This is a genomic window from Streptomyces sp. NPDC016845 (assembly GCF_044332585.1).
GTDB lineage: Bacteria > Actinomycetota > Actinomycetes > Streptomycetales > Streptomycetaceae > Streptomyces.
Window position 1 is genome coordinate 797324 of the sequence record NZ_JBIRPI010000002.1, and the last position, 23762, is coordinate 821085.

Sequence of the window (23762 nt, forward strand, 5' to 3'; positions counted from 1 at the left end):
GAGCAGACGCGTCCGCGGCTTTTGTCGTGGCTGGTCGCGCCCGCGCTGCGGAGCCGAGCTCCGCGACGAGCTGGTCGACTGGGACGAGGGCAACGGCGACCGCTACGGGTTCGCCGCCGGGACCGAGGACGGCGAGGCGCCCAAGCAGATAGACGGGTTCAACGTCGAGGGTCTGGAGTTCGCGTCTTCGGTACGCCCATCGAGCTGGACCTGGGCGGCCTCGCCGTGCGCGACATCCGCAAGAACACGGCGAACCAGTACCTGATCGTGGCCGGGAGCTGGGCGGCCGACGACAACTCGGACCCGTACGCCCTGTACGCGTGGTTCGGCGTGTCGTAGAGGTCCGTCATGTACGGGCGTACGCAACGATATGCGATATGTACACTCGTACGCATGGGATATGTGCTGCTTGCGGGGGCCATCGCCGCGGAGGTGGCCGCCACGACCGCCATGAAGTACAGCGAGGGCTTCAGCAGGCTGTGGCCCTCGCTGATCACCGTGACCGGGTACGTGATCGCGTTCGCGCTGCTCGCTCAGACGCTGAAGACCGTGCAGATCGGGACCGCGTACGCGATCTGGGCGGGCGCCGGAACCGCCGTCATCGCCGCGATCGGCATGATCTTCCTCGGCGAGGGGCTGAGCCTCGCCAAGGTCGCCGGGATCGTCTTCGTCATCGGCGGCGTCGTGCTGCTGAATCTGGGCGGGGCGCACTGATGCCGCGCCGCTACGACCCCGAGCGGCGGCAGCGGATCATCGACGCGGCGATCCGGGTCGTGGGGGAGAAGGGCATAGCCGGGCTCAGCCACCGCACGGTCGCCGCCGAGGCCGGTGTGCCGCTGGGCTCGACCACGTACCACTTCGCGACGCTCGACGAGCTGATGGTGGCCGCGCTGCGGCAGGCGAACGAGGGGTTCGCGAAGGCCGTCGCGGCGCGCGCCGCCTTCCAGGACCCGACGCTCGACCTCGCCGACGAGCTGGCGGGCCTGCTGGGCGAGTGGCTGGGCGGCGGGCGTGGCGAGACGGGGGTCCCCCCGGCCGAAGGCTGGGGGAGCGTAGGGGCGGAGCTGGAGTACGAGCTGTATCTGGCGGCCCTGCGCCGCCCCGCGCTGCGCCCCGTCGCCGCCGAATGGTGCCAGGACCTGGCCGCTGCGCTGGCCGAGCGCACGGACCCGGTGACGGCCCGCGCCCTCGTCGCCCTGATGGACGGGATCTGCCTCCAGGCGCTGCTCACGGGCGGGGAGTACGACGCCGCGTACGCGCGCGAGATGCTGGCCCGGCTCATCCCGTAGCCCGAGACGCGGCCGGGGCGGGTTGGCCTCGGGAACCCCGGGCCGGTTAGGTTTCCCTCATGACCGACACGACTGCTACTCGTTCCACCGGCGCCGTCGCCGCGGGCCTCGCCACCGTGGCCGCCGACGGCACCGTTCTCGACACCTGGTTCCCCGCGCCCGCTCTGACGGAAGAGCCCGGCCCGGCCGGCACCGAGAAGCTCTCCGCCGACAAGGCCGTCGAGCTGCTCGGCGAAGGCGCCGCGAAGGCCATCGGCCCGGACGCGCGGCGCGGCGTGGAGATCATCGCCGTACGTACGGTCATCGCCTCCGTGGACGACAAGCCGCTCGACGCCCACGACGTCTACCTGCGCCTGCACCTCCTCTCGCACCGCCTGGTCAAGCCGCACGGTGTGAACCTCGACGGCCAGTTCGGCTTCCTCGCCAATGTCGCCTGGACCTCGCTCGGCCCGGTCGCCGTGGACAGCATCGAGACGGCGCGGCTCAACGCGCGCGCCGAGGGCCTGCACCTGGCCGTGACGTCGGTCGACAAGTTCCCCCGCATGACCGACTACGTCGTCCCCAAGGGCGTCCGCATCGCCGACGCCGACCGGGTCCGGCTCGGCGCGCACCTCGCCGAGGGCACCACGGTCATGCACGAGGGCTTCGTCAACTTCAACGCGGGCACGCTCGGCACGTCGATGGTCGAGGGCCGCATCTCCGCGGGCGTCGTCGTCGGCGACGGTTCCGACATCGGCGGCGGCGCCTCCACCATGGGCACCCTCTCCGGCGGCGGCAACGTCCGCATCGTCATCGGCGAGCGCTGCCTCATCGGCGCCGAGGCGGGCGTCGGCATCGCGCTCGGCGACGAGTGCGTGGTCGAGGCCGGTCTGTACGTCACCGCCGGCACCCGCGTGACGATGCCCGACGGCCAGATCGTCAAGGCCCGCGAACTCTCCGGCGCCTCGAACATCCTCTTCCGCCGCAACTCGGTGACGGGCACGGTCGAGGCCCGCCCGAACAACGCGGTGTGGGGCGGCCTCAACGAGGTCCTGCACAGCCACAACTGACAGCTACACCCGACAGCTACACCCGACAGCCACGCCTGACGCCACGACTAGGCGCTCAGCAGCTTCTCGTACGCCACCCGCAGCCCGTCGACCGCATCCCTGTCGGCGGGCTGCAGTGGTGCGCGGACCGGGCCGCCGCCGGGGAGGCCGACCTCGCTGAGCAGCGCCTTCGCCGTCACCGCGCCCGGGAGGCCCGCGTTCATCATCAGATCGGTGAGCGGGACGGTGCGTCGCTGGAGGCGGGCCGCCTCCGACGTCTCACCCTTGTCGTAGGCGTCGACGATCGCCCGGAACGCGGCGGGGACGACGTTCGCGACCGTCGAGACGTAGCCGGTGCCGCCGAGGGCGTACAGCGCGAGGACGTACTCGTCGCAGCCGGTGTAGTAGGCGAGATCCGTCGTGGCCATGACCTTCTGGGTGGAGAGGAGGTCGTAGGCGCAGTCCTTCACGGCGACGACGCGCGGGTGCTCCGCGAGGCGCAGGAGGGTGTCCGGCTCGATCCGGGTGCCGGTGCGGGCCGGGATGTCGTACAGCATCACCGGGAGGTCCGTCGCGTCCGCGAGAGCGCGGAAGTGGGCCTCGACCGCGGCCTGGGGCGGGCGGCTGTAGTACGGGGGCGTCGCCAACAGCCCGTCGGCGCCCGCCCGTTCGGCCTCGCGGGCCAGGCGCAGGGTGTGGCGGGTGTCCGCCGTGCTGACGCCGGTGAGGACGCTCGCCCGGCCGTCGACCGCCTCGCGCACCGCCCGGACGAGATCCGCCTTCTCCGCGTCCGTCGTCGTCGGGGACTCGCCGCTCGTGCCGGACAGGACGAGGCCCTCGCAGCCCTCGGTGACCAGGCGGTCGGCCAGCTTCCGGGCGGCGTTCAGGTCCAGCGCTCCGGCCGGGGTGAAGGGCGTGACCATGGCGCACAGGGCGCGGCCGAAGGGCGGAGTGTCGCTCGTGTCGCTCATGGAGGCAGTGTCGGCCGCACCCATCGTGAAGCTCCACTTAAATCTGCTACGAGGTCGAGCGGAGCGGTGCTGAAAGGTGGCTGCGTGACCGGGGAAGCGAACGGCTCGTTCCGGTCTTTCTGGGCGATTCCGCCTGCGCCACCATGGGACGGACCGCAGGCCGTTCAGGGGAGGCACCAATGAGGCTCGGCAAAGCACTCGCCACCGGGATCGCCGAAGAAGCCCCGCAGGAGACGGAGGCCGCCCGTACGGATCGGGAGCCGGTCGACGCCGTTGTGGAGCCGCTGCCCGAACCCGTCGAGGCCCCGGCCGTCCGATGAGGGCGCGGCTCCCCGAGGAACGTCCTGCGGAGCCGCCCACCGGGTACAAGATCGCGCACCCCGTGCTCGACGCGGACGGCGGGCGCGCCGGATTCCTCGGGGTCTCCCTCGGTGCGGCGGCGCCGTACCGCGTGCTCGACGAGGCGCGCTGCGTCTACGGGCGCCGGCACCGCGCCCCGCACCGGCGCTGCGACTGCGGGTTCCACTGCGTGTACGAGCGCCGCACGGCGGAGGGGCTGCTGGTGCACGCCGAGCACCGTAGGGCCGTGTTGCTGGAGGTCGCCGTCCTCGGGGCCTACATCCGGTTCGAGCGCGGCTTCCGGTACGCGCGCCAGCGGGTGCGGGTCGCCACCGTCGGGCCGTGCCCGTGCGGTGCCACAGCCTCCGTCCTCGCCGACGCCGGCTGGGGGCGGGACGGGCGGAGGGTCCTCGAAGCGGCCTGTGCCGGGTGTGTCGGCGGGCGGCGGCGGTGGACCCTCGACGCGTTCGCGCGGCTCGGCGGGGAAGGGCTCGCCGTGTGCGCCGCGCCCGGCACCGAGGCCGTGGGTCCCCCGGCGGCCGGGGTACCGGAACTGGCCGCCGAGGCCGCCCTGTTGCAGGCCCGGCTCGACTGGTTCCAGAACCAGTTGGCCCGCCTCGGCCGCGTGATCGGCGGCAGGGACGGGCCCTCAGGCGTCAGCGATTAGGGGCGGACGCGCAGGATCTGCGGGTCGTGGTCGCTGATCTGGTCGTGGAACTCGCTGTTGATGTGCACGCTGTCGTACCGGAAGGCGCCCTTCTTCCGGATCGACGGGCTGACCAGGATCTGGTCGAGGACCTGGCTGTTGCCCTGGTAGTCGTACGTGTACCGCTCGTCGCGCGGCAGCGACTTGATCGCCGACCAGAGCGCTCCGCCGTCCTCCAGGCGCTGCGTGGTGCCGGAGAACTCGAAGTCGTTGATGTCGCCGAGCGCGATGACGTCGGCGTTGCGCTGGACCTTGAGGACGTCCTTCACGAACGCGTTCACGGACTCCGCCTGCGCGTGGCGCTGCGTCTCCGAGCTGCGGACCGGCGGCTGGAACTGTGCGGTCAGAGGCTGGTCGCCGCCCTTCGACGCGAAGTGGTTGGCGATGACGATGACCGGCTTGCCGCGGAAGGTGAACTCGCCGGCGAGCGGCTTGCGGCTGTTCTTCCACGCCTCGTTCGCGGGGTCGATACGGCCGGGCGACGCGGTGAGCGCGGCCTTGCCGTGGCTGCGGACGACGCCGACGGGCGTGGTGGCGTCGCCGCCCGCGCGGTCCGTGAACGCCACGCGCTCCGGGTTGAAGAGGAAGACCTGGCGTATGTTGCCGCCGGGCTCGCCGCCGTCCTGCTTGTCGACCGGGTCGATCGAGCGCCAGTCGTAGCGGGGGCCGCCCGCCGCGACGATCGCGTCGATCAGCTTGTTCACCGTGACGTCGGCGGCGACCGTGCCGTCGTCCTTCGCGCCGTTGTCGTCCTGGATCTCTTCCAGGGAGACGATGTCGGGCGACTTCAGATTCGTCACGATCGCCGCCGCGTGCTCCTCGAAGGTGGCGTCGGCCGGGTCGAGGTTCTCGACGTTGTACGTCGCCACCGCCAGCTCGCCCGACGCCTGGGCCCGGGTTGTCTCACGCTGGAGACCGCCCTGCCTCAGCGTGCCCATCTCCCGCGCGACCAGCGTGTATCCGCCGTACTGGTTGAAGTCGAGCGGGCCCTCGGTGGTGCCCGACAGGACGTCGCCGACGTTCGCCACGGGGAAGTCGGCGACCGCGCCGAGCGACTGGATCTGCAGGCGGCCGGTGTTCTGCGAGGTGTACGAGCCGTAGCGGGCGCCGCCGCGCTCGGTCGTGTTCTCACGGGGCTTCACCGTGACCCACAGCTCCGCGTACGGGTCGGAGGCGGTGACGACGCGGGACGACCCGATCCGGACGTTCTGGCCCTCCAGGGACTCGTAGTGGTCGAGGGCGTACTTCTTCGGGCGCAGGGTCAGAGCGTTGACCGAGCCGTTCGCCGCCGGGTCGCCGGCCGGGGTGTACGCGGCCGGGACCGACTTCGCGCTGATCGTCGTCACGGGCACCGCGTTGCCGGACGAGTCCACGGTCACCGTCGGCTTCGTGATCTCGGTGAGCGACTGGTTGCCGGACGAGGCGCCGCCGGGCACGTACTCGGTCACCGTGCCCGAGACCGTCACCGCGTCGCCCGTCCGCACGGTCGGCGTGGAGCTGGTGAAGACGAAGACGCCCTCGCTGGTGGCCGGGTCGTTGTCGGGCTTCGTGTCCTGGAACCAGAAGCCGCGGGACGAGCCGTACGTTCTGACCCCGGTCACCACACCGGTCACGCCCGTCACCTGCTGGCCGGCGAGCGGGGATATCCGGGTGGTGCCCTGGATGTCGTGGATGGCGGCGGTCGTGGCCGCGTCCGCCGGGCCCGCGGTGACCACGGCGTACGACGCGCAGCAGGCGGTCGTCACGGCGAGGGCGGCGAGGCGGGAGCGGGAGAACACAGAGAGCAGGGGGTACGCGGTCTTGCTCGGCAAGGGGATCCCTCCGGGGACGTGCGAGTGGCGAGCGCCGGGACGAGGGTGGCTGGATACAGCCGGGACGACGGTGGCCGCACGCGGTCCGGGACGACAATGACCTCATGCGGCTTTCTACGCGCGTCAATCTCTTTCCTGCGCCCGGCAGTTGTCAAGGTTCCGCGGATGGATAGGGGGCGGCCGGAATCTGACGAGTACATGAACCCGACAGCAAAGGGTCAAATCCGTCTAGGCTGAGCGGTCGCACCGTACGCCTCCAAGGAGAACCAACCGATGTCAGACAGCTCCCCCCTGCCGCCGGTCCGGCTGCCCGCCGAAGCGGAGCTGGCGCGGGACGCCCTCGCCACCCCCCTGCTCTCCCGCGCCGTGCGGCTCGCCCGCTGGGCCGGGCCCGGCACGCGCGTCGGCGCGGGCGGCGAACTCGTCGAGGAGCAGCTGCCCGCCGCCGCGGCCGAGCTGGGGCTCGGCGACGACGAGGAGGGGATCGCGTACGCGAGCGAGGCGTGGAACGCCGCCGTCGACACAGGGCTCGTCGAGGTCGTCGACGAGGAGGAGGGCACCGTCACCGCCGGCGAGGAGCTGGCGACGCTCGCCTCCGGCGGGCCGTCCGACGTGCTCGCGCTGTGGCTCGGGGCGCTCGACACGGTGCTCGCCGACGCGAGCGTGCCCGACCTCGACGACATCATGGGCGCCCTGGAGGAGGGCGGCGGCGAGATCGACTTCTCGCAGCTCGACTGGGACCCCGAGGCGGAGGCCGAGTTCCTGGAGGGCGTGCTCGGCAATCTGTATCTGCTGACCGTCTCCGAGGGCGCCGGGGACGGGCCCGTGCCGCTGCCCGCGCTCGCCGCGTCGATGATCGTCCCCGACGACATGGGGGAGCCCACCGACGACGTCCTTGAGCAGGTGTCGGACGCGATGATGCGCCTCGACGACCAGTTCCGGCTGCTCGAACCGGTCGGGCTCGTGGAGTTCCAGCCGGTCGACGAGGCGCTGATGGCGGAGGTCGACGCGGACGAGCCGGTGGCCGAGCCGGTCGACGAAGCGGACGTCGCCCGGTACGGCATGGTGCGGCTCACTCCGCTCGGCCTGTACGGCATTCGCTCCCGGATGCTGGAGGCGGGTGTCGCGGCGCCCGCCGTCGGCGACCTCGTCGGCAAGGGGGCCGACACGCTCCTCGACAGCACGTCGGCGTTCCCGCAGGCCGCCGCGCAGGCCGAGATCGAGCAGTGGCTCGCCCGGCGCGAACCGCTCGGCGCGGCGGGGGAGCTGCTCGCGGCCGCGCGCGGTGCCGACCAGGGTGCGCCCCTTCGCCGGCTCCGCTGCCAGCAGGCCCTGTCCCTCGTCGGCACCGAGGCCGAGCCCGCGCTCCGCGAGGTCCTCGACGACGCCGAACTGGGCGGCCTCGCCCGGGTCTGGCTCGCCGAGCACGGCGCGACGGACGTGCCCCCGCCCTCCGAGGCCCTCGTCTTCTGGCTGACCATCGACACGATCGCCGCGCAGCTCTCCCTGGAGGGCAACTCCGACGAACTCCAGTCCCTGGTCGAGGGCCTCGCCGCACAGCACAGCGGCTTCTTCTCGACGGCCTGGCGCGTCGACCACCCCTCCACGGCAGAGGTCCTGGAGGCCATGGGCCGCCTCCACCCGGACAAGAAGGTGGCGAAGGAAGCGCGCAAAGCCGCCTTCAAGGCGAGGTCGGCGTCCGCCGGTTGACCGGGCCCTGAGCTCAGCCCCCCTGGGGGGCGCGGGGAACTGCGCGACCAGCCACGACGAAGGCCGCGGACGCGTCTGCCGTGCGAGGTGTTACGGCGCGTGCGGCCCGTACGTGGCTGGTCGCGCAGTTCCCCGCGCCCCTGGCGGGGCACAGCTCGCCCTGGGTTCACCTGCACGCCGACGCGTCTGCCCTCACGCGTGCGTGCGCGACCGCCGGCCTCGTCGTGGCTGGTCGCGCAGTTCCCCGCGCCCCTGGCGGGGCCGGTGAGGGCCTGCACAGACCCTCACCGGCCCGCCCGACACCCGCTAGCAGAGATAGCGCGTCGTGTGCTTGAAGCTCGACGTCGCCCCGTCGAACCCGTACGTCCCCCGGTACGCCGGAGGGTTCTGGTACTCCCCGACCACGGTGATCGTGTTGGCGCAGGAGCCCTGCCCGGTGCGCTTCGCGTCGAGCCGGATCGTGTCACCGATGAAGCCACCGGTGATGTCCCACGGGGCCCCGCAGATGCCGGAGGTGATCTGACCGCCGGTCACCACGTAGGGGTGCGTGTTCGGGTCGATCTTCGCGGTGACGGCGAAGGTGACGGCACCGTTGTTGAGCTCCAGCTTGCAGTCGACCGACACGGCCTCCGCGGACACGTCCTGCTGCGCGGCGAACGCCTCGTCGCGCGTCTTGACCTCCGCGCCCTGCGGATTGTGGAAGCGGTGCTCGCCGCGGGTCTGGCCCTTCTGCTTGCGTGCCTGAGTGGTCATGGACCGGCCTCCTTTCGGGGGTGTGGTGGTCAGGCGAGCAGTTCGGAGATCTCGACGCGCAGCAGCGCGCGTACGTTCTCGATGTGGTTGGCGATGGTGACCTGCGACGAGCCGGCGTAGAGCAGACCGACGGCCACGTTGTCGAGGGAGGTCACCAGCGAACCGGAGTCGCCGCCCGCCGACATGTTCGTGGTCATGACCTGGTCCTTGAACCGGGCCGTGCCGGCCGTGCCGTAGCTGACGTCCACCGTCGCGTCGGTCGCGATGATGCGGCCGAAGGAGATGTTCGTCGTGCGGCCGGACTTCTTGACGAGGTCGCCGACCGAGACGTTCGCCTTGCGGCGCCAGGCGCGCGGCGCTCCGCTGAAGTACTGCTCGCGGGTCGCGTCCTGGAACTGGACCTCGCCGAGCGCGCAGTCGACCACGTTGTTCTGCTGGTCGAGCGGGGTCTGCGGGGCGAACTGGATGGTGATGAACCGGGACAGGGTCGCGATCCGGTCGGCGGGGTTCGTGCCGCCGTCGAAGGTGCCCGGCTGCACGATGGCGCTGCCGAGCTGAGCCCGGTTGGAGTCGGCGAGGACGTGGTTGTTGGAGAGGATGTAGAACTTGGACGGGGTGCCGAGCCCGGCGCCGGGCGGGTCGACGGTGGCGCCCGGCAGGAAGTCGTAGACGACGCTGCCGAGGGTGCCCGCGGTGACGGTCACGTTGCCGACGGAGAACCCCGAGGGGGCGGGCCGCATGCGGCGGACGAGGAGCTGCGGCTCGTACGTCGCCATGGAGCCGTACTCCTCGTGCAGCGCCGGCCCGTACTGGCCGAACTGCTGGGAGGCGCCGCCGTCGGGCCCGTAGGAGAAGGGCTCCTCGGAGCGGGCGCCTGACGGCCTCGACTGGCGCCGCTGGGCGGAGATCTGACCGACGGCCACGATGTCGGTGGGGGTGCCGTCGTCCATCTGGCGCGGGATCACGTCGCGCTCGGGCAGCAGCGACTCGGGCACCTTCTGGGTCACGAAGACGAGGACGGCCGGTTCACCCGTCGGCCTGCCGTCGATCCATTTCACGCCGTGGCCGAAGCCGACGACGTTGGCGAGCGGCGCCTCGCGCCGCAGGAAGTCACTGGTCGCCTGCTGGCGGGAGCTGTCGCTGAGCTGACCGCCGGCGGGTCCTCGCATCAATTCGGGCTGGCTCACGCCAGACCACCTCTTCCCCTGACTTTTGCCTGAGTACGTGGTCCCTACGGCTCGTCGCCCTCTGCGTCCTGGGCGTCGAGCCCGCCGACCGCGAGCACGCGGACCGGCACGCCTTCGAGCTCATCGGGGATCACGTCGTGCGCACGGAGCCGGTCGCGGGGCACTTTCCGGACGACGAAGACGACGATGACGTCCGCGCCCGAGTGCTCGTCCTTCCCGGTGGCGACCCCATTGACATTGGCCAGCTGCAGCAGCCGGTCGGCATGGAGGTCGCGTGCCTGGCGTGCGTCCACTCGGCTCGCCACCCCCTAGACGGGTGATGCGGTGATGCGGTGATGCAGGTAGGGCCTGTCTATTGCCGTTCGGGAAAGGGGTCAAGGCGTTCCGCGTGAAATCTTCGCTTCTCTCCCGAAGTGCTCCTGTTGACCTTCTTTACGAAGATTCTTCCTACGCCCCGGACGTTCACGGAAGTCGGCGAAGCGGGCCCCGGGACGTAGCGCCGCGTTCAACCTCCGTTCAGACGCGGACGGGAACGTGTGGCCGGAAACAGGGTCCGTGACCCCACCCGGCCCCGCCCCCGTTCACCGTCAGCAGGAGACAGTCACATGTCACTCACTCGCAGGGACTTCGCCGTACGCTCGGCGGCCACCGGCGCGGGCGTCGCCCTGGCCGGGTCCGTCGGCGCGCTCGCCACGGCGCCCGGCGCGCTCGCCGCCACGGACGACGCCGACGACGCCGCGCTCGCCGGCAAGGGCCACGGCCACGACCATGGCCACCACGGCGCCGGGTACGGTCCGCTGCGCTCCGACCCCAAGGGCATCCTCGCGCTGCCCGCCGGGTTCTCGTACAAGATCGTCACCTACTGCGGGAAGACGAAGCTGGAGTCCGGCGAGTTCACGCCGTCCAACCACGACGGCACCGCCGCCTTCGAGGGCCCGCGCGGCGCCACCCTCCTCGTCAACAACCACGAGCTGGCGGGCGCCCGCGCGAGCTGGCCGCACCCGGTGCCGCTCACCGACGGCCTGGTCTACGACCCGATGGCGGCCGGCGGCTGCACGGTCGTCGAGGTCCGCCGCGGCGGCGAGGTCGCCGAGTGGGTCGGCATCGCGGGCACCGCCACCAACTGCGCGGGCGGCTCCACCCCCTGGAACACCTGGCTGACCTGCGAGGAGACCGAGGACAAGGCCGGCAAGAACGGTTTCACCAAGGACCACGGCTACGTCTTCGAGGTCGACCCGGCCGACCGCCGCGCCAACCGCTCCCCGAAGCCCGTCAAGGCGTTCGGCCGCTACGCGCACGAGGCGGTCGTCATCGACCCCAAGCGCGGCCACGCGTACCTGACCGAGGACGCCTCGGGCCCCAACGGCCTGCTCTACCGCTGGGTGCCGCCGCACGGCTTCCACCACGGCCGCGGCAAGCTCCGTACGCTCGCCGACGACGCGGGCGTCCTCCAGGCGTTCAAGTGCTTCGACTCCGGCGGCCGGTTCGTCGACGACCTGTCGCGTGCCACGAAGACCGGCACGGTCTACGGCGTCGACTGGGTGGACGTGCCCGACCGTGACGCCAAGACAGTCTCGACCCGCAAGCAGTTCAAGGACGGCGAGATCACCCGCGCCCGCAAGCTGGAGGGCATGTGGTGGGCGGACGGCGGCGCCTACGTCGTCGCCTCGTTCGCCCGTGACGAGAGCCCCGTCGCCCACGACGGCCAGGTCTGGTTCTACGACCCGAAGCGCCGCACGATCACGCTGAAGGTGCTGCTCGGCGTCAACCCGGACCCGTCCGTCGACGGGGCCTTCGACGGCCCGGACAACATCACCGTCTCCCCGTACGGCGGTCTGGTCATCGCCGAGGACGGCGAGGGCGTCCAGCACCTGTTCGGCGCGACCGAGCGCGGCAACACGTACCCGATCGCGCGCAACGAGCTGAACATCGGCTCCGCGGAGGACCCGGAGTACAGCGAGTTCACCGGCGTCACGTTCTCGCCCGACGGGCGCACCCTGTACGCCAACATCCAGACGCCGGGCATCATGCTGGCGATCACCGGTCCCTGGAAGCGCCAGCGCTGATCCGGGGACGGGCTCTCGGCCCAGTCGGCCCAGTCCCTCGGTCCGGTCCCTCAGCCCAGTGGGTCCACCGGAGGCGCCTCCCGTTCCGAGGCGATCCGGTGGACCCTTCGCCGTACCGCGAACCAGCCGCCCACGAGCGCGAGCGCGATCGGGACGAGCAGCAGGATGGTGTCGCGGCCCGGGCCGTCCGTGTCGAACCACATCATCACGAGCACCGCGAGCAGGAACGCGATCGTCACCAGCTCGGTCCACGGCGAGCCCCACAGCCGGAACGCGGGCCGCCGCACGAGCCCCTGCCTCGCGCGGCGCACGAACACCAGATGGCAGAGCATGATCATGCACCAGGTGGAGATGACGCCGAGCGAGGCCACGTTGGTGACGATCCCGAACGCGTCTTCGGGCAGCCATGCGTTGAGCGCGACGCCGAACAAGGCCACCGTCGACGTCAGCAGGATGCCCGCGTACGGGACGTGGCTGCGGCTCATCCGCGCGGTGAAGGACGGCGCGGAACCGGCCATCGCCATCGAGCGCAGGATGCGCCCCGTCGTGTAGAGGCCCGAATTGAGGGACGACATCGCGGCCGTGAGCACGACCAGGTTCATGATGCCGCCCGCCGCCGGGACGCCGATCTTCGACAGGACCGTCACGAACGGGCTCTCGCCCGCCGAGTACGCCGTCCACGGCAGCAGCAGCGTCAGCATGACGACCGAGCCGACGTAGAAGATGGCCACGCGCCACATGATCGAGTTCACCGCCTTCGGCACGATCGTCTCCGGATCGGCGGTCTCGCCCGCCGTCACGCCGACCATCTCGACCGCCGAGTACGCGAAGATCACCGTCTGCGTGATGAGGATGACGGGCAGCACGCCCATCGGGAACCATCCGCCGTTGTCACTGATCAGCGAGAGCCCCGCCGCATGGCTCTCGATCTCCTGGCGCGACGCCAGGAAGAAGATTCCGATCAGCAGGAACACCACGATCGCGGCGACCTTGACGATGGCGAACCAGAACTCCATCTCGCCGAAGCTCTTGACCGAGATCAGGTTCACCGTGAGCACGATGGCGAGGGCGATCGCCGCGAGCACCCACTGCGGTACGGAGGTGAACATCGACCAGTAGTGCACGTAGAGCGCGATGGCCGTGATGTCGGCCATGCCGGTGGTCGACCAGTTCAGGACGTACATCCAGCCCGCGATGTACGCGCCCTGCTCGCCCAGGAACTCGCGCGCGTAGCTGACGAACGAGCCCGATGACGGCCGGTGCACGACCATCTCGCCGAGCGCCCGGACGACGCAGAACGCGAAGACGCCGCTCACCGCGTAGGCGAAGGCCAGCGCGGGGCCGGCCTTGGCGAGGTTGCCGCCCGCGCCGAGGAAGAGCCCCGTGCCGATCGCGCCGCCGATCGCGATCATGCTGATGTGCCGGGGTTTCAGGGCCTTGCTGTAGCCGAGGTCGCCCGCGTCGGCGACGCCCTCGGCGGCCGTGGGATCGTCCGGCAAATGTCCTGGGTCGGAGTCTTTGTGCAGGTTCACGCCGGGAACTCTCGCATTGTGCGGCGCCGATCGGTGGCTTACGCAACCGGTCCCGTGCCGTGTCGTCCGTATCGTCCGTACGGGGGAGGGTGCGCTCCGTACGGGGGAGGGGCCGGGCAAAAAGACCTTCGGTAAGGGAACGGTAAAGCGGAGTCGCTCGTTATCCCCGGCATGACAGCAATGACCCCAGGTTCGAACATCCCGCTCACGGCGCAGCGTGTGGCGGTGGACGTCTCGGCCCCCGTGCGGCTCGACGTGTCGGGCCTGCTGCTCACCGCCGACGGCAAGGTGCGCTCGGACGACGACTTCATCTTCTACAACCAGCCCGCGGGCCCCGGTGTCACGTACACGTCGGGCGGCGGCGCGAGCCCCGACTCGATCACGGTCGACACGGCCGCCGTCCCGCCCGGCATCGAGAAGATCGTCGTCACCGCGAGCCCCGACGCCGCGGGCCAGACGTTCCAGGGCGTCGAGCCGACCGCCACGATCCGCAGTGCGGACGACGGCTCGGTCCTGGCCACGTTCACGCCGCCGCAGCTCGGCACGGAGACGGCCCTCGTCGTCATGGAGGTCTATCTGCGCAACGGGGCGTGGAAGGCCCGGGCCGTCGGCCAGGGCTACGCCAACGGCCTGGCCGGGATCGCCACCGACTTCGGGGTCTCGGTCGAGGAGCCCGCGGCACCCGCCGCGCCGCCTGCTGCCGCGCCCGTCACGCCCGCGCCCGCCGCCCCGCCCGTCGCGGCCCCCGCCGCCAGTCCGGCCGCCGCCATGCCCGCGCCGACCACCCCGCCGGTCGACCCGCGCATCGCGCCGCCCCCGCCGCCCGCCGCGGCCCCGGCCGCGCCCGCGCCCGGCTCGGGAAAGATCAACCTCGACAAGGGCCGTGTCTCCCTCCAGAAGAACCAGACGGTGTCCCTGGTCAAGGGCGGCAAGCCGCTCCTCAGCCAGGTCAAGATGGGCCTCGGCTGGGAGCCCGCGTTCCGCGGCAAGGACATCGACCTGGACGCGTCGGTCATCGCGTACGGGCCGCAGCGCAACCACGTCGACAGCTGTTACTTCGGCAAGCTGTCGATCGTGAACGGCGCGATCAAGCACTCCGGCGACAACCTCACGGGCGAGGGCGCGGGCGACGACGAGGTGATCGTCGTCGACCTGGGCCGGCTGCCGCAGGAGGTCACGGGCCTGGTCTTCACGGTGAACTCGTTCACGGGCCAGAAGTTCACCGACGTCGCCAAGGCGTACTGCCGTCTGCTCGACGCGGCGAGCGGCGAGGAGCTGGTCCGCTTCGACCTGACGAACGCGGAGGCGCAGACCGGCGTCATGATGGCGAAGCTCATCAAGCAGTTCTCCGGCGAGTGGGAGATGACCGCGATGGGCGACTTCGTGAAGTCGCGCACCGTGCGCGGCATGGTGAAGCCGGCGGCCCAGGCGCTCTGAGGCTCCTCGGACCGGTTACCGCTGGTTGCGCGGGTGGTCGCGGGCCTGCCGCTCGTTGCCCCTGCGGTAGTTGCCGGTCCAGCGGGCCATGACCAGCTGCTCGTCGCCGGACGTGACCTCGGCGATGAACCGCTCGGCCCGCGCGCCACGCAGCACGCCCGCGTCGCGCCCGGAGTGGGTGATCGTGACGCTGCCGTCGGCGCGTTCGGTGTACGTGAATCCGTGAGGTCTCGGCACGGTCGGGAGAGTAGCCCGGCCGTGCCGGGACCGGACACCGGATTTACGGCACGCCCACCGGCTACGGCACGACGACGATCTTGCGGCCCACCCCGGACGCGAACTGGTCGAGCGCCTGCGGGTACTGGTCGAGCGGCAGCCGGTCGCTGATGAAGACCTCCGGGTCGAGGACCCCGCCCGCGAACAGCTCGGCGGCCCGCTCGTAGCTGTGCAGGACGGCCATCGAGCCGGTGATGGTGATCTCCTGGTTGTAGATCCGGTACGGGTCGATCTCCACCCGGGTCGCGTAGTCCGCGACGCCGAACTGGAGGAACGTGCCGGCCTTGGCGACGCGGCCGAGGCCGTCCTGGATCGCCGCCGCGTTGCCCGTCGCGTCGATCACCACGTCCCAGCCTTCCGGCCGGTCCAGCTCGTCCGGGTTCGCGGCGGAGGCCGAGACACCGAGCTGCTTGGCGGTGGCGAGCCGCTCCGGGTTCAGGTCGACGACGTCGACGCTCGCGGCGCCGGTCCGCTTGGCCAGCTCCAGCATCATCAGCCCCATGGTCCCGGACCCGTAGATCAGCACGTGCGAGGCGAGGCGGGAGCGGAGCACGTCGTAGCCGCGCACCGCGCAGGACAGCGGTTCGATGAGGGCCGCGTCCTGGGTGCGTACGTGGTCGGGGAGGCGGACGCAGTTGGCGACGGGGGCCAGCGCGTACTGTGCCGCGCCGCCCGCCGTGGTCACGCCGATGGCGGCCCAGCGCTCGCAGAGGTTGCCGCGTCCGGCGCGGCAGAAGCGGCACTCGTGGCAGTGCAGCGAGGGGTCGACCGCGACCCGGTCGCCGACCCGCACCTCGGTGACGGCGCTGCCGACCTCGGCCACCGTGCCCGCGAACTCGTGGCCCGGCACGACCGGCAGCGTAGGGGCGAACTCGCCCTGCCGGATGTGCAGATCGGTTCCGCACAGGCCGCAGGCCGCCACCTCCACGACGACGTCCCGGGGCCCCGGTGTGGGGTCCGGCACCTCGCCGACGACGACCTTGCCCACCGACTCGACGATCGCGGCCTTCATTTCACAGCTCCCAACGACAGGCCCTGGACCAGCTTGTCCTGGGCGGCGAACCCCGCGGCGAGCACCGGCAGGGAGATGACGAGCGACGCGGCGCACACCTTCGCCAGGAACAGGCCCTGGCTGGTGATGAAGCCGGTCAGGAAGACGGGGGCGGTCTCGGCGACGACGCCGGTCAGCACCCGTGCGAAGAGGAGTTCGTTCCAGCTGAAGATGAAGCAGATCAGCGCGGTCGCCGCGATGCCGGGCAGTGCGATCGGGGCCACCACCCGGGTCAGGACGGTGGGCAGCCGCGCGCCGTCGATCTGCGCGGCCTCGATGACCGCGACCGGCACCTCCGAGAGGAACGAGTGCATCATCCACACCGCGATCGGCAGGTTCATCGAGGTGTAGAGGATGACGAGCAGCCAGATGTTGTCGAGGAAGTCGGTGTTCTTCGCGAAGAGGTAGAGCGGAAGCAGCCCCGCGACGACGGGCAGCATCTTGGTCGAGAGGAAGAAGAAGAGCACGTCCGTCCACTTCTTCACCGGCCGGATCGACAGCGCGTACGCCGCCGGCAGGGCCAGGAGCAGGACGAAGAGCGTCGAGGCGAGCGAGGCGACCGTCGAGTTGATCAGCGCGGGCCAGGGGCTGGCGCCGCCGCCCGCGCCGAAGAACTCGCGGTAGCCGTCGAGGGTGAGCGAGGCCGCGAAGGACGGCGGGTTGGTCGCCGCGTCCTCCTCCGAGTGGAAGGAGGTGAGCACCATCCACGCGATGGGCAGGAAGAAGACGATGCCGAGCAGCCAGGCGACGAGACCGAGGCCCTTGCTCCTGAAGAAGCCCTTGCCGGGGCGGGGGCTGGGGCTGTTGCTGATGCCGGTGGAGGTCATCCGCGTGACACCTCCTCGCGGAACAGGGACGACACGACGCGCAGCGCGAACGTCGCGATGATGATCGAACCGATGACGACCAGGACGCCGGCGGCCGAGGCGAGGCCGTTCTCGTGGGCCTGGTAGAAGCTCTGGTAGACGGTGTAGGGCAGGTTGGCGGTGCCGAGGCCGCCGGAGGTGAGCGTGAAGACGGCGTCGAAGTTCTGCACGATGTAGATCGAACCGAGCAGGGCGCCGAGCTCCAGGTAGCGACGCAGGTGCGGCAGCGTCATGTGGCGGAAGATCTGCCACGGGCTCGCGCCGTCCATCCGGGCCGCTTCCAGGAGTTCGGGGGAGCGCGACTGCAGGCCCGCGAGCAGGATCAGCATCATGAACGGGGTCCACTGCCAGATCAGCGCCATCTCCACCGCGATCAGCGGGGTGTTGGAGATCCAGTCCGGCTGCGGCCCGCCGACGTAGTGAAGCAGGCCGTTGAGGAGCCCGTACTCGGGGTTGTAGAGCACGTGCTTCCAGAGCAGCGCGGCCGCCACGGGCACGACGAGGAACGGCGCGATGAGCAGCGTACGGACGAGGCCGCGCCCCCGGAACCTACGGTCCAGGAGCAGGGCGAGACCGAGCCCGACGACCAGACTCACGATGACGACGGTGACGGTCAAAACGATGGTCGTCAGGACGGATTTGCGCAGGTCGGGGTCGGAGAGAACCTCGGAGTAGTTCCCGAACCAGGTGAACTCGCGGGCGTCCGGGTAGAGCGCGTTCCAGTCGAAGAGGGAGATCACCAGCGTGGCCACGAACGGCAGCTGGGTCACGACGATCATGAAGATGAGGGCGGGCAGGAGGGGTGCGCGGGTGGCCCAGGCGCGGAGTCTGTTGGGCGCGTCGGGGCGGGCGTCGGGTATCCGGGTACGGGCGGCGGGGGCCGCGGGCACCGGCGGCGTCGTCGATGTGCTGGTCATCGGCCCTCGTACTCCTTCGCGATCTCGGCGGCGAGGTCCTGGGACTTGTTCAGGGCCGAGTCGACGGACTGGCGCCCGGCGATGGCCGCGCTGATCTCCTGCGAGACCTTGGTGCCGAGGTCGGTGAACTCGGGGATGCCGACGAACTGGATGCCGGGCGCGGGCCGCTTCTGCACGCCGGGGTCGCGCGGGCGGGCGCCCTCGATGGCGGTGCGGGTCACGTCGACGAAGGCTGCGGCTTCGCGCCGGTACTCCGGGATCTCGTACGTCGAGGCGCGCTTGCCGGCCGGGACGTCGGACCAGCCGACCTTCTCGCCGACGAGCTTCTCGTACTCCTTGCCGGACGCCCAGGAGATGAACTTCCAGGCGTTGTCGGGGTTGTGGGACGCCTTCTGCAGGCCCCACGCCCAGGTGTAGAGCCAGCCGCTGCCCTCCGTCTTCACGACGGGCGCGGGCACGTACCCGATCTTGCCCTTGACCGGGGAGTTGGCGGACTCCAGCGAGCCCGCGGCGGAGGTCGCGTCGTACCACATGGCGGTCTTGGACTGGGTGAGGTTGTTGAGACATTCGGCGAACCCGGCCTGGGCGGCGCCCGACTCACCGTGCTCGCGCACGAGGTCCACGTAGAACTTCGTGGCGTCCTTGAAGCCCTTGTCGTCCAGGCGCGCGGTCCAGTCGTTGTCGAACCAGGTGCCGCCGAAGGTGTTGACGACGGTCGTCAGCGGCGCCATCAGCTCGCCCCAGCCGGGCAGGCCGCGCAGGCAGATGCCCTTCATGCCGGACTGGGCGCCGTCGGCCTCGGCGGCGAGATCGGCGACCTGCTGCCAGGTCGGACGCGCGGGCATCTTCAGCCCCTTCTCGGCGAAGACGTCCTTGCGGTACATGAGGAAGGACGACTCGCCGTAGAAGGGCTCGCCGTAGAGCTTGCCGTCGTCGCCGGTGAGCGACTCGCGCATCGGCTCCAGGATGTCCTGCTGGTCGAAGCCGGTGTCCTTCTTCACGTACGGGTCGAGATCGTGCAGCCAGCCGTTGCGGGCGTAGATGGGGATCTCGTAGTTGCTGAGCGTCGCCACGTCGTACTGGCCCGCCTGGTTGGCGAAGTCCTGGCTGATCTTGTCGCGGACGTCGTTCTCGGGCAGCACGGTGAAGTTGACCTTGATGCCGGTCTCGCGCGTGAAGTAGCGGGAGGTCAGCTTCTGCAACTGGGTCATCTGCGGGTTGTTCACCATCAGTACGTTGATGGCGTCGCCGCCCGTACCGAGCCCGCCGGCGCCGGCCCAGCAGCCGGACAGGAGGGGGATGAGCAGCGTCCCTGCGGCGGCCGTGGCGAGCAGGGCGCCCGGCGGCCTCCGTCGGCTCTGGGTTCGCATGATTGCTCCTGGACTTATGTGGCGTGTGGGGATGAAGGGGATGAGGTTTCGGGCATGGGGGTGCCCGAGCGGTGGTGCGGCGTGTTCTTGCTCATGCGGGTCAGACGCGAATGACCTGCGGGCCCATCAGCGAGTACCGGTGTGCTTCGGACGTGGGGAGCTGGCTGCCGGTGACGATCGCTTCGAGGGCGCCGACCGGCGCGAAGCGGCAGAAGCTGACCGCGCCGAACTTGGTGTGCACGCCTGTGAAGACCGTGCGCCGGGCGGCCCGGATCGCCTGCGCCTTCACCTCGCTGACGGCGGGGTCGGGGGTGGTCAGGCCGTGGTCGCGGGAGATGCCGTTGGCGCCGATGTAGGCGAGGTCGATGACGAACCCGGCCAGCATCTTCGTCGTCCAGTGGTCGACGGTGGCGAGCGTGCCCGCGCGTACCCGGCCGCCGAGCAGCAGCACGGTGGTGTTGTCGGCCTCGGCGAGCGCGCCGGCGGTGGCGAGGGAGGCGGTGACGACGGTCAGCGGCCGGTCGCGGGGGAGCGCCTCGGCGATGAGCTGCGGGGTGAACCCCTCGTCGATGAAGACGGTCTCGGCGTCGCCGAGCAGGTCGGCGGCGGCCGAGGCGATCCGCCGCTTCTCCGGCACGTGCATGGTCGTACGGAAAGCGAGCGTCGTCTCGAACCCGGCGCTCTCCACCGGGTACGCCCCGCCGTGCGTGCGCCGGACCAGGCCGTGGTCCTCCAGAGCGCGCAGGTCGCGGCGGACGGTCTCCTTGGCGACACCCAGCTCGATCGCGAGTTCCGTGACGTCGACGGAGCCGGTGCGGCGCGCGGTGCGCACGATCTCCCGCTGGCGTTCCTCCGCGCTCATGCCGACCTGCCTCCCTGGCGCAGCTCCGTTGCCCGTTCGGGCCCGGAAGGGCCCGCACCGGAAGTTCTACCGGCGCCGGGCGGCGGTGACCAGGTCTGTTGCGGACAAGATGCTGCCCGTCTCGGCCCGTTCGGAAAGGGGGCTGTCCGGCGCGGACCTGCGGGGGAGCGGTGAGGCGTGTCTGTTCGGGCGCCCTGAATGCCCGAACAGGAGGGCGGACGGGCCCGTTCGGTGCCCGTGTCAATTTTCGGCGCCGTTCTCAGCGCTGTACGGACAACGGGTCGGTGGCCTGCACGCGCAGGGGCGGCCCGTCGTCGAGGCCCAGGACGACGGCGGTGCCCAGGGTCGCGCAGGGCTCCGTGTGCGTGCTGCGGACGGTGAGCCACGCACCCCAGACCCGTACGCGGTGTCCCACTAGGACCCGTACCGCAGCCACCTCGACTGCTTCCGGCTGGGCGGCGATGCCTGGTGATTTGAGCTGGGCCCATACGGTCTTGCCGTTTCCGGCGGTCCATACGTCAACGCCCCACTCGTGCGCGAGGGCGGTCACGAGCACGAGTCCTCGCCCGCCCGTCTCGTCGTCCCCGGGCGTCCTGACCTCGGGCAGCCCCAGCCCGCCGTCGCTCACCTCGATCCGTAGCAATCCGTCGGCATGGTTTCGGGCGATCCGGACGCCGACGAGTTGGTCGGGCGGGGCGTCGGCGCACAAAGCGTTGGTGACGAGTTCGCTCAGCACCACCTCGGCGGACTCCTGGTCCTCTGATGCGACCTGCCAGGTGGCGAGCGTGGAGAGGAGGAGAGCGCGGGCCCGAGGGACGCTGCGGCGAGAGCGGCTGAGGTGGAAGGTGACGTCGTTCGGCGTGGCCATACGGGCCTCCGGGGGGTTTGGGGACTGCGAAAGCCCTTTGGCGCGGCCGAAGTTGGCCACGCGGATACTCGGAGCTTGCCGGTGCAACAGTCGAATCTGCAACGTTGCCGAATAGCATCGCCGCAATGTTCCACCTTTCGAGTTAAACGCTGCGGGCGCGACTTCGCGCTCTGCTAGATGTGGGGGATGCCTGTGAAGAGCGCCGCCTCCAGTCCCTCGACCGTCCTCGGACGCCAACTTGGCGATGAGTTGCGCCGGTTGCGGGAGGCCGCAGGGCTGACCACGACGCAGGCGGCCGACGCACTCGACTGCACGAAAGGGAAGGTCAGCCGCATCGAGAACGGCAGGGTGGCCGTCCGGCTCCCGGATTTGACCGCGATGCTGTTTGCCTACGGCGCCTCGGACCCCGAGGTGCGTGACCGGCTGACCGCGCTGGCCCGGAAGGCCAATCGCCGGCGCAGACAGGGGTGGTGGAACGAATACGGCTCCGTACTCGCAGACACCTACCGTGACTACATCGCCTTGGAGGCGATGGCGGGCGTGATCCGCACCTTCCAGGCGCAGTTGATCCCCGGGCTGCTGCAGACCCCGGACTACATCCGCGCGGTGACGGTGGCATCCCGCCAGTGGAAGACAGCGGACGAGATCGAGAAGTTCGTCCAGGTGCGCCTCGCGCGCCAAGAACGGCTGAGCGGTGATGCTCCACTGCAGTTCTGGGCGGTTCTGTCCGAGGCGGTCCTGTTGCAGCAGGTCGGAGGGGCGGCGGTGACCGCAGCACAGTCGGACCATCTACTGGCAGCGTCGGAGCGGCCCAACGTGACCGTCCAGGTCCTGCCGTTCTCGCGCGGGGCACATGCAAGTATGTTCGGGCCGTACGTGGTACTGGGCTTCCCGGAGGAGGCGGCGCTCGACGTGGTGCTGACGGACAACCCGACCGGTTCCGTCTGGCTGGAGCGTGAGGCCGAGGTCTCCCGCTACCGGGAACTGTTCGATGCCGCGCGTACGTCGGCGCTCTCTCCGGTGGAGTCCCGTGCCCTCATCCGACGCAGGGCCAAGGAGCACAGGACATGAACAGCGCAGGCCACGCCATACCCGACCTGGCAGGCGCGCGGTGGCGCAGGAGTAGCTACAGCGGCGGCAACAATGAGTGCGTGGAGCTCGCCCAGGACGTTCCTGCCCTCGCTCCGGTCCGTGACAGCAAGAATCCCGCCGGGCCGGTGATCCCTTTTGGGCGTGCGGCCTGGCGGATGTTCGTCGCGCATCTCCGCTGAGGGGGTACCTCTGAGCTCGGACCTGGCTAGGCCCTGTCCGGCGGATCATGGGCGGAGCCACAAGCGGACCGCCGCGACTATGACGGTGCCAAGGAAGACGCAGATCAGTTTGTTCACGGGTGATACTGACGGGGCGTTTGACGGTCTTGCCCACGTCGTAGCGGCTGGCCGGGTGGCGGTTCCTGGAGCCGGGTGACCCGCTTGCGGGGGTCGGTCCTCCGGCTTGACTTTGAGCGCGCTTTAAGTCCTAGTTTCGCAGGCGTTCGTCAACTCAAGGTACCGCCCGGTCCGCCGGGCAGGAGGAGTATCCGCGCATGATCACCCGAACCACGCTCGGCTCGCCCGGTCTCACCGTCAGCGCGATGGGCCTGGGGTGCATGGGGATGAGCGAGAGCTACGGCGCCGCAGACTGGGACGGCGGCCTGGCCACCATCGACCGCGCCCTGGAGCTGGGCATCACGTTCCTGGACACCTCCGACTCCTACGGCACCGGGCACAACGAGGTGCTGGTGGGCCGAGCCATCCACGGCCGCCGGGACCAGGTGCAGCTGGCCACCAAGTTCGGCATCGACCGCAGTGCCGGCGACCGGGCACGCCGCATCCGCGGTGCCCGGGACTACGTGCTGCGCTCCTGCGACGCCTCGCTGCTGCGGCTGGGCGTCGAGGTGATCGACCTGTACTACGCCCACCGCCCGCCCCAGGACGTGGAGATCGAGGAGACCGTCGGGGCGATGACCGAGCTGGTCGAGGCGGGCAAGGTCCGCCATCTGGGCCTGTCCGAGGTCGACGGCGAACTGCTGCGCCGGGCGCACGCGGTGCACCCGATCACCGCGGTGCAGAGCGAGTACTCACTGTGGACCCGCGACGTCGAGGCCATCACCCCGGTGATGGCCGAGCTGGGGGTCGGGCTGGTGCCGTACTCGCCGCTGGGACGGGGGTTCCTGACGGGCGCCCTGGACCGCTCCGCACTGGGCGAGAAGGACTTCCGGCGCACCAACCCCCGCTTCGCCGGCGAGGCGGGCAAGGCCAACGAGAAGATCGCGCAGACCGTGCGCGAGGTGGCCGACCGGCTGGGTGCCACCCCGGCCCAGGTGGCGCTGGCCTGGGTGCACGCCCAAGCCGAGCAGCTCGGGGTGGCGGTGGCGACCATTCCGGGCACACGCAGCCCTGCCCGGCTGGAGCAGAACGCGGCCGCACTGGAGCTCACCCTGGACGCCGACGCGCTGGCCGCGCTGGACCCGCTGAGCGACCAGGTGACAGGTGAGCGCTACACCCCCGCGCACACCGCTGAGGTCGCTCGGGGTTAGCCGACGGGCTCGATGGGCACGACGTCCAGCTCGTTGACGTCGCGCCGGTCGATGAAGGGGCAGGGCGGGCGGAGAGTTCTTCGGCCCGTCCTGGTGGTGCCACAGCTCGGCTTCGGGGTGTTCGCCGTGGCCCATGTGGTGCAGG

Annotated in this window: 24 protein-coding genes and 1 pseudogene; 12 read left to right on the forward strand and 13 right to left on the reverse strand. The window is 70.7% G+C overall.

Annotated features, from left to right (window positions below; translation table 11 throughout):
• Nucleotides 1–55 precede the first annotated feature (55 nt).
• From ACH4RC_RS09665 to dapD, 4 genes and pseudogenes are all read left to right on the forward strand, one after another.
• A pseudogene (locus ACH4RC_RS09665) lies at nt 56–336 on the forward strand (hypothetical protein); the annotation flags it as partial.
• Nucleotides 337–393: 57 nt separating this feature from the next.
• Nucleotides 394–714: a DMT family transporter gene (locus ACH4RC_RS09670; RefSeq protein ID WP_398197499.1), complete on the forward strand. Its 321-nt coding sequence runs from the start codon at nt 394–396 to the stop codon at nt 712–714.
• On the forward strand, nt 714–1289 hold the full coding sequence (locus ACH4RC_RS09675) for a TetR/AcrR family transcriptional regulator (protein ID WP_398197501.1): 576 nt from the start codon (nt 714–716) through the stop codon (nt 1287–1289). The genes ACH4RC_RS09670 and ACH4RC_RS09675 overlap by 1 nt, the downstream gene beginning before the upstream one ends.
• A 59-nt stretch (nt 1290–1348) precedes the next feature.
• The gene (gene dapD / locus ACH4RC_RS09680) at nt 1349–2338 is read left to right on the forward strand and encodes a 2,3,4,5-tetrahydropyridine-2,6-dicarboxylate N-succinyltransferase (RefSeq protein WP_398197504.1); all 990 of its coding nucleotides are present in this window, start codon (nt 1349–1351) and stop codon (nt 2336–2338) included.
• Nucleotides 2339–2385: 47 nt separating this feature from the next.
• On the opposite strand, the gene dapA is transcribed toward dapD, so the two are convergent.
• The gene (gene dapA, locus ACH4RC_RS09685) at nt 2386–3288 is read right to left on the reverse strand and encodes a 4-hydroxy-tetrahydrodipicolinate synthase (RefSeq protein WP_398197506.1); all 903 of its coding nucleotides are present in this window, start codon (nt 3286–3288) and stop codon (nt 2386–2388) included.
• Nucleotides 3289–3467: 179 nt separating this feature from the next.
• On the opposite strand from dapA, the gene ACH4RC_RS09690 reads away from it, so the two are divergent.
• Nucleotides 3468–3608, forward strand: coding sequence for a hypothetical protein (locus tag ACH4RC_RS09690; protein ID WP_398197508.1), 141 nt, complete (start codon nt 3468–3470; stop codon nt 3606–3608).
• Nucleotides 3605–4294, forward strand: coding sequence for a hypothetical protein (locus ACH4RC_RS09695; RefSeq protein ID WP_398197509.1), 690 nt, complete (start codon nt 3605–3607; stop codon nt 4292–4294). The genes ACH4RC_RS09690 and ACH4RC_RS09695 overlap by 4 nt, the downstream gene beginning before the upstream one ends.
• On the opposite strand, the gene ACH4RC_RS09700 is transcribed toward ACH4RC_RS09695, so the two are convergent.
• Nucleotides 4291–6144 (reverse strand): endonuclease/exonuclease/phosphatase family protein, encoded by a 1854-nt coding sequence (locus ACH4RC_RS09700; RefSeq protein WP_398197512.1) that lies wholly within the window; start codon nt 6142–6144, stop codon nt 4291–4293. The genes ACH4RC_RS09695 and ACH4RC_RS09700 overlap by 4 nt on opposite strands.
• 273 nt (nt 6145–6417) lie before the next feature.
• Here ACH4RC_RS09700 and ACH4RC_RS09705 point away from each other — a divergent pair, with 273 nt between their 5' ends.
• The gene (locus ACH4RC_RS09705; RefSeq protein WP_398197515.1) at nt 6418–7854 is read left to right on the forward strand and encodes a hypothetical protein; all 1437 of its coding nucleotides are present in this window, start codon (nt 6418–6420) and stop codon (nt 7852–7854) included.
• Nucleotides 7855–8160: 306 nt separating this feature from the next.
• Here the strand turns inward: ACH4RC_RS09705 and ACH4RC_RS09710 are convergent, their stop codons facing one another.
• The 3 genes from ACH4RC_RS09710 to ACH4RC_RS09720 all read right to left on the reverse strand — a co-directional run bounded on the left by ACH4RC_RS09710 (nt 8161) and on the right by ACH4RC_RS09720 (nt 10087).
• On the reverse strand, nt 8161–8607 hold the full coding sequence (locus tag ACH4RC_RS09710) for a hypothetical protein (RefSeq protein WP_398197518.1): 447 nt from the start codon (nt 8605–8607) through the stop codon (nt 8161–8163).
• Nucleotides 8608–8636: 29 nt separating this feature from the next.
• Complete coding sequence (locus ACH4RC_RS09715; protein ID WP_398197892.1) at nt 8637–9776, reverse strand: hypothetical protein; 1140 nt, start codon at nt 9774–9776, stop codon at nt 8637–8639.
• A gap of 62 nt (nt 9777–9838) precedes the next feature.
• Nucleotides 9839–10087 (reverse strand): hypothetical protein, encoded by a 249-nt coding sequence (locus tag ACH4RC_RS09720; protein ID WP_398197521.1) that lies wholly within the window; start codon nt 10085–10087, stop codon nt 9839–9841.
• Between the two features lie 312 nt (nt 10088–10399).
• Here ACH4RC_RS09720 and ACH4RC_RS09725 point away from each other — a divergent pair, with 312 nt between their 5' ends.
• On the forward strand, nt 10400–11860 hold the full coding sequence (locus ACH4RC_RS09725) for an alkaline phosphatase PhoX (protein ID WP_398197523.1): 1461 nt from the start codon (nt 10400–10402) through the stop codon (nt 11858–11860).
• Between the two features lie 50 nt (nt 11861–11910).
• Here the strand turns inward: ACH4RC_RS09725 and ACH4RC_RS09730 are convergent, their stop codons facing one another.
• Entirely contained in the window at nt 11911–13386 is a 1476-nt protein-coding gene (locus tag ACH4RC_RS09730; RefSeq protein ID WP_398197895.1) for an amino acid permease, read from the reverse strand.
• Between the two features lie 177 nt (nt 13387–13563).
• On the opposite strand from ACH4RC_RS09730, the gene ACH4RC_RS09735 reads away from it, so the two are divergent.
• Nucleotides 13564–14829, forward strand: a complete 1266-nt coding sequence (locus ACH4RC_RS09735) for a TerD family protein (RefSeq protein ID WP_398197526.1) — start codon at nt 13564–13566, stop codon at nt 14827–14829.
• 15 nt (nt 14830–14844) lie between these two features.
• On the opposite strand, the gene ACH4RC_RS09740 is transcribed toward ACH4RC_RS09735, so the two are convergent.
• The 7 genes from ACH4RC_RS09740 to ACH4RC_RS09770 form a co-directional block, all read right to left on the reverse strand.
• Complete coding sequence (locus ACH4RC_RS09740) at nt 14845–15066, reverse strand: hypothetical protein (RefSeq protein WP_398197528.1); 222 nt, start codon at nt 15064–15066, stop codon at nt 14845–14847.
• Nucleotides 15067–15127: 61 nt separating this feature from the next.
• Entirely contained in the window at nt 15128–16117 is a 990-nt protein-coding gene (locus ACH4RC_RS09745; protein ID WP_398197531.1) for a zinc-dependent alcohol dehydrogenase family protein, read from the reverse strand.
• Nucleotides 16114–16983, reverse strand: a complete 870-nt coding sequence (locus ACH4RC_RS09750) for a carbohydrate ABC transporter permease (protein WP_398197533.1) — start codon at nt 16981–16983, stop codon at nt 16114–16116. The genes ACH4RC_RS09745 and ACH4RC_RS09750 overlap by 4 nt, the downstream gene beginning before the upstream one ends.
• Nucleotides 16980–17939, reverse strand: a complete 960-nt coding sequence (locus ACH4RC_RS09755) for a carbohydrate ABC transporter permease (RefSeq protein WP_398197535.1) — start codon at nt 17937–17939, stop codon at nt 16980–16982. The genes ACH4RC_RS09750 and ACH4RC_RS09755 overlap by 4 nt, the downstream gene beginning before the upstream one ends.
• A complete protein-coding gene (locus ACH4RC_RS09760; RefSeq protein ID WP_398197537.1) occupies nt 17936–19309 on the reverse strand; it encodes an ABC transporter substrate-binding protein in 1374 nt (457 codons plus the stop codon). The genes ACH4RC_RS09755 and ACH4RC_RS09760 overlap by 4 nt, the downstream gene beginning before the upstream one ends.
• A gap of 100 nt (nt 19310–19409) precedes the next feature.
• Nucleotides 19410–20171: a DeoR/GlpR family DNA-binding transcription regulator gene (locus ACH4RC_RS09765; protein ID WP_398197540.1), complete on the reverse strand. Its 762-nt coding sequence runs from the start codon at nt 20169–20171 to the stop codon at nt 19410–19412.
• Between the two features lie 259 nt (nt 20172–20430).
• On the reverse strand, nt 20431–21039 hold the full coding sequence (locus ACH4RC_RS09770) for an ATP-binding protein (RefSeq protein ID WP_398197543.1): 609 nt from the start codon (nt 21037–21039) through the stop codon (nt 20431–20433).
• Nucleotides 21040–21225: 186 nt separating this feature from the next.
• Here ACH4RC_RS09770 and ACH4RC_RS09775 point away from each other — a divergent pair, with 186 nt between their 5' ends.
• From ACH4RC_RS09775 to ACH4RC_RS09785, 3 genes are all read left to right on the forward strand, one after another.
• Entirely contained in the window at nt 21226–22110 is an 885-nt protein-coding gene (locus tag ACH4RC_RS09775) for a helix-turn-helix domain-containing protein (RefSeq protein ID WP_398197545.1), read from the forward strand.
• On the forward strand, nt 22107–22310 hold the full coding sequence (locus ACH4RC_RS09780) for a DUF397 domain-containing protein (RefSeq protein ID WP_398197548.1): 204 nt from the start codon (nt 22107–22109) through the stop codon (nt 22308–22310). The genes ACH4RC_RS09775 and ACH4RC_RS09780 overlap by 4 nt, the downstream gene beginning before the upstream one ends.
• Before the next feature lie 314 nt (nt 22311–22624).
• The gene (locus tag ACH4RC_RS09785; RefSeq protein WP_398197551.1) at nt 22625–23617 is read left to right on the forward strand and encodes an aldo/keto reductase; all 993 of its coding nucleotides are present in this window, start codon (nt 22625–22627) and stop codon (nt 23615–23617) included.
• The last annotated feature ends 145 nt before the right edge of the window (nt 23618–23762 follow it).